This window comes from Methanosarcinales archaeon (genome assembly GCA_014859725.1).
In the GTDB taxonomy this organism is placed as follows: Archaea; Halobacteriota; Methanosarcinia; order Methanosarcinales; family Methanocomedenaceae; genus Kmv04.
In genome coordinates this window covers 1-5,655 of the sequence record JACUTQ010000146.1, presented here as the reverse complement: position 1 = coordinate 5,655, position 5,655 = coordinate 1, and the positions used below count along the sequence as shown (strand labels likewise).

Annotated in this window: 5 protein-coding genes; all 5 read left to right on the top strand. The window is 40.5% G+C overall.

From position 1 onward, the window contains the following. Window positions 1-112: 112 nt before the first annotated feature. The 5 genes from IBX40_10555 to IBX40_10535 all read left to right on the top strand — a co-directional run bounded on the left by IBX40_10555 (window position 113) and on the right by IBX40_10535 (window position 5,223). Window positions 113-1,213 carry an NDP-sugar synthase gene (locus tag IBX40_10555; GenBank protein ID MBE0524758.1) on the top strand — a complete coding sequence of 367 codons (1,101 nt, stop codon included), beginning with the start codon at window positions 113-115 and terminating at the stop codon, window positions 1,211-1,213. A gap of 102 nt (window positions 1,214-1,315) precedes the next feature. Next, on the top strand, window positions 1,316-2,134 hold the full coding sequence (locus IBX40_10550) for a hypothetical protein (protein MBE0524757.1): 819 nt from the start codon (window positions 1,316-1,318) through the stop codon (window positions 2,132-2,134). A gap of 39 nt (window positions 2,135-2,173) precedes the next feature. Further along, window positions 2,174-2,320, top strand: coding sequence for a hypothetical protein (locus IBX40_10545; GenBank protein ID MBE0524756.1), 147 nt, complete (start codon window positions 2,174-2,176; stop codon window positions 2,318-2,320). 178 nt (window positions 2,321-2,498) lie between these two features. Then, on the top strand, window positions 2,499-4,175 hold the full coding sequence (gene alr / locus IBX40_10540; GenBank protein ID MBE0524755.1) for an alanine racemase: 1,677 nt from the start codon (window positions 2,499-2,501) through the stop codon (window positions 4,173-4,175). Next, window positions 4,168-5,223, top strand: coding sequence for a class I SAM-dependent methyltransferase (locus tag IBX40_10535; protein ID MBE0524754.1), 1,056 nt, complete (start codon window positions 4,168-4,170; stop codon window positions 5,221-5,223). The genes alr and IBX40_10535 overlap by 8 nt, the downstream gene beginning before the upstream one ends. The last annotated feature ends 432 nt before the right edge of the window (window positions 5,224-5,655 follow it).

The window sequence follows — 5,655 nt, the reverse complement described above, 5'->3', positions numbered from 1 at the left end:
TTTGGGCAACATTGGGTTACAAGCCTACAATAATATTAGCTGATGCTGGATATTTGACATTTGATATTCAGTTGATTGAAATTATCAAAGATAAATAAAACAAGATTGGACTATGAAAGCATGTATCATGTGCGGTGGCGAAGGTACTCGCTTGCGTCCCTTAACATTCGACCGTCCAAAACCCACAATTCCGATATTGAACAAACCTTCTGTCCTGCATCTCGTGGAACATCTGGCATCTGAGGGTTTCAGTGAGATCGTGATTACGTTGGGGTATTTAGGAAATGAGATTGAGGAGGCATTAGGCGACATATTTGGTGTTCATATAGACTATGTAAAAGAAAAGACAAAACTGGGCACTGCGGGAAGTGTAAAAAATGCCGAACCCCTCCTGAGTGATGAACCGTTCATAGTCCTGGGTGGGGACCATGTCACAGACCTTAATCTCAGGGAAATGTACCGGTCCCATGAACAAAATGATGCACTTATCACTATAGTGCTTCTGCCCATTGAGAACTCCCATGAGTATGGTATCGCAGAAATGGATATGTTTCACCAGATACACCGTTTTCTTGAAAAACCCCGGGCTGGTGAGATTTTCAGTAATCTGGCCAGTACGGGCATCTATATATGCGACCCTGAAATACTTGAGATGATACCACAAGGAGTAAATTTCGATTTTGTAAAAGATCTGTTTCCAATGATGATGGAACGCGGCCATCGACTGAATGGATATCTGGTAAGAGGGCAATGGACTGATATTGGCAGTCAAACAGCATACAGGGATGCCTTCAAATGGAAGCTCGAGCAACTTTCCGGCACCATAATCACGGGTCACATCAACATCAAGGATGCAAATGTAGTTGGACCGGTCAATATAAAAAACGGCGTATCCATTGGAATAGATTCAGCTCTGGTAAGTCCTATTAATATTGGAAAAAATACTACCATCGGAGATCAGGTACTCATCAGACCCTATACATCCATAGGCGAAAACTGTGAGATAGAAGACGGTGCCAGAATATTATCCAGCATTCTCTTCGATGATGTGGAGATTGGCAGGAATTCGTGCGTTTCAGGTTCAATCATGGATAATAGTACTAAAATCGGCAGCAACTGTGTACTGGAAACCGGTACTATCATTGGATCAAGGGTCATTATTCGGGATAATGTAACAATTCACTCTCATGTAAATCTACCTGGCTTGATTTGACAACTCCTGAGGGAACGAATGTAAAAGAGAACGTATTTGAACCCAGAATTCAAATAGATATACACAATTTTGATGCCTGAAGGATTAATTTAAGAGGAGAATATGGAACGATTAGATAAATTCATAATGACTTTCATCGCTATTTTGAGTATAATAATTTCAGTATTACACTTTCTGGGGGCGCTCGAAAATACCTGGCTCGCTGAGAGAATACCTGCACTTACATTGCTTGTGATCGGCTCACTTGCTGGATACCTTATTCTAGAAAGAAGAAATAAGCTCGATAAGATTGAGCGGGATATACTTGAAGGAGTTAGCCGCACGATAACATCTTTGGATGGAGTTGAGATTAAAACGTTTGATGACCGGGAGAAAGTTTATGAATATGTGGTCAAACGAATGGGTGAGGCGCAAAGATCAATTGATGACCTGTCATTCGGATCTGAGACACCCCACAAAACGCCAGATCATGAACTGGCATATAACAAATATCTTGAAATTATACCAATGATATGTGCAAAGAATAATATCAGTTACCGGGAAGTCATGACATTCCCTACGATTGAGCAGCTTGAGCGTGCAGAGGCCAAAATTTCACAGACCAAGAACCAGGGTTATCATCTTGCATATTACGATGCTTTTCACCAGGATATGATACCAACATTGAATTTTATGGTCATAGATTCTGTTGAGGTAATCCTTGGATTCTATCGTCATCCATACCTCCCCATAGAAGATGAATTTCATCTAGCTATTAGACATCCTGAAGTTGTACGTTTATTCTGGGATTATTACAATACTATCTGGCAAGGAGCGAAGATAATTAAAGATAAAGATTATATCGAAAAGGAGGAACTGCAACGTATCCGTCAGGATTTGGAATCAGGAGACCATCCAGGGAATAAGAGATGTCCCCAATAACTTGTTATTGCATTTTATCGAAAGAGAGGAGGAGTTAAAATGAATGAAAAGAAGATCTGTCCCAAGTGTGGAACTCGCAGTATGGTACGAAAAAGACTTCCCAGTGGTAAATATACCATGGTCTGTGAGAAATGTGGTTCCAAAAGGGATGAATTTGTCGAAGATACGAAAAAGGGAGTAGTATAATACAAGAATGTTGGGGGATCTGCTAGTGCTATGGGTCATTTTGCGTATGTATTGCTACCCATGAGCCTTGTCTGATACAATCGGATGATTGATGATTTCTTCTGATTCTGAAAATTTTGCTTCCTGCTTCTTCACTTTCAGCAGATTAATTACTTAAGTTGAAAAGGTTCACATCTGCATGATCAGATTGATCAGTAAGTTGTCTAGCATGATATCTCCATCAAAGAAAAAAGAGTGGGAAGAACCTTGTAACCAACTGATAATCGACTTGAATGCAATAGAGTCAAATTATCAATATCTAAAATCAAAACTCCCTGATGATTGCGTATTTTATGCTGTTTTGAAAACAGATGCATATGGACATGGTATAATTGAGGTCAGTAATGCTTTAGCCAGAGTTGGATGTCAACATTTTGCAGTTGATACACCCCATGAAGGTATACAACTTCGCAAGCAGGGTTTTGCAGGTGAAATACTTTTATTGAATCCCATACCCGAATGGATGGCAGAAACGGCAGTGTATCATGATTTATCTGTTTCTGTCATCCATCCATCTATTCTGGATTCATTGGAAAAGGCAGCTCAAAATCTGGAAAAAAAAGTAAAAATTCATGTCGCTGTCAATATAGGTCTCAATAGACTTGGAATCTCTTCATCCGGTCTGATGGAAATAGTAGAAAAAATTTCATCGAATCCATTTATGAGATTTGAAGGTCTCTATGGACAGGCCCGGGATAATACCTGTGCAAAACAAAGTTATGAGCAATTATGTTCGCTCTATGGAAAACTCAAATCAACTGGAGTTGTTCCAAAACACCTCCATTTTCCCAACAGTACAACTTTTCTCGCCCATCCTGAGACCGCAATAAGTGGTGTACGGCTGGGGATCCTGCTGTATGGTGTCCTGCCACCTGAGCAGTATTCTAATAATACGAGGGATGTCCCTATAATACCGGCAATGAGCCTGCACAGCCGTGTTATTCAGATGAGGGAGGTCCCGAAAGGGAGCAAAATCGGGTATCGTGCAGGTGAAAACACTGAGCAGGATTTAATTATTGCTACTATTCCCATAGGATATGCCCGGGGTCTGGACCGCAAGCTTGCCAGTTCAAGCTCAGTTTTGATAAAGGGTCAAAGAGCTCCATTTATCGGGGCAATTTCAATGAACAATGCGATGATCGATGTTACAAATATTCCTGGTGTTAAGATCGGTGATAGAGTGACGATTGTAGGCAGACAGGTTGAATCTGAGATTAATATAAATGAATTGGCAGTGAAATCAGGCACCATATCTGCTGAGCTTATGGTACGGTTTGGACAGGGGATTGCAAGACAATACATTTCAGATGAAAATAATTCAAATAATATCGTTATACTACCCAAAGAAACACAGAATATCCAGATCAATCACATACAGACTGAAAAGGAATTACCTGATTGGATCACAGTATGGGAACTAATAGATTTTTTGCAGGAACATTGCCGGCCTTTTGAGGACCCTGTTGAAATTATCCGCTCATCTCTTGATTTTGCACTTTCAACAGACTACGAAGGCAGAGGCTTCCTATTAATAGCAACCGCGGATCAAAACATTGTAGGGGTGATCGCGGCTATCCGCAATGAGACGATCGGTTTTATTCCTGAAAATGTCCTGGTCTATGTGTGTGTTCACAAAGAATACAGAAACAATGGAATCGGCTCCCGGCTTGTCCGGGAGGCTGTTGAACGGTGCGACGGCGATGTAAAACTGCATGTGGTTAAACACAATCCGTCACTCGATTTCTATAAAAAACGAGGATTTTCTGATACTCATCTGGAAATGCGTTATATAAAGGAGGATAAAATATATGAATGATTTATTTAAAACTTATCACGAAGATAAAGAAACATGGGATATGTGCGCTGAGACGTATGAAAAGCAGATCGTCGGCGGCCATCCAGACATTGTGGCATTTGAGTCATTTGAAGAAGATTTTCTGGATTATCTACTGAAGTATCTTTCAACATCCCAACAACGCCCCATTAAACTAATGGATATTGGCTGCGGTTCGGGTCGGCTTCATCAGTTTTTTGGTGCTAAGACCATACCATTGAACAAACTGCCAACCACCAGCCCATATCGGAACCAAAAAAAAAAGGATCGAATGGCTTATAATCCTGTACTTACCAAAAAGCTCAATGAAATCTGGGGGATTGATTTCTCACAGCAGATGATCAGTTTGGCAGAGAGAAAATTATCAGAGTCAGGATTCCCGGAGATATCTCCCGTTAAGTTTTCGTTCGAACTTGGATCCGCTTTTAATCTGAAACCTGAGAATGACGATGTGTTACCAATCGCCGTATGTCTGGTCAATTCCATAGGTGTAATGCAGGGACCACAAGGTGCGGCTAAGATTTTCGAATCCATGCGGCGTGCGGTGGAAAAAGCAAATGGAATAGCCATCATTTCAGCCTACCAGCAGGAATATGTGGGATCATATGGTCTGGGTCAGTATGAATCCACATTGGATGTATCAGGACAGCCCAGGTGGATGGTTCCTGATACCTTTTCGTCCGATAAGTATCTGCAGGTGGCCCGGGATTATAAATTAGCACACAGCAAGGATACAACACTAACCGTGGATGTGTTCGATTCACACGGTGAAATTATAAAAGAGAATCATTGTTTAGTACGAGATCTCAGCACTGTCCAGAAAGTTATCGAATCCGGGAAGATCCGAACATATTCAAATTACAAATCCCACTGGTACAGTTTTAAGCAATTCGATGACTGGATAGAGAAATACTGGATTGATCCGTCGTATCATATCGAGACAAGACATCTGGATGCAACACGGGCAGAACCGGCACACCTGGCTATACTGGATGTGGGTGATCATCTTAATGGATTGTTTGAGAATTAAATTATAGATACTGAGAGATTGTCGGAAAAGTCCCAATCTTCTGTTAAATTAATACATTGTTTCCATTAAAATTCTCGTTGAACATAATATCAGCAATTAATAGCGCAAATTAACGCCCAGTCTGGCGATTTTGTACTTGTAAATCGATAGATATCGAAGCATTTAAAATGGTGATTTTTTGGTGGAATAATTCGTATTTATTCTGAAAAATCCTGGAATTAATGAAAAAACGGATGAATTTAGGATGGATTTAAGGGGTTATCCGACAGTCTCACTGAAATATGGATTATACAGCCTTTTTCGACACCAATACATTTTCTCTCATTATTGTAAGTTTGCTCATCTTTGTTGCAAGGATACTGGATGTTTCCATAGGGTGAAAATTCCCATCTAAAATTGACCCCCCTATCTACTAAAATCCTCCTGTTTTAT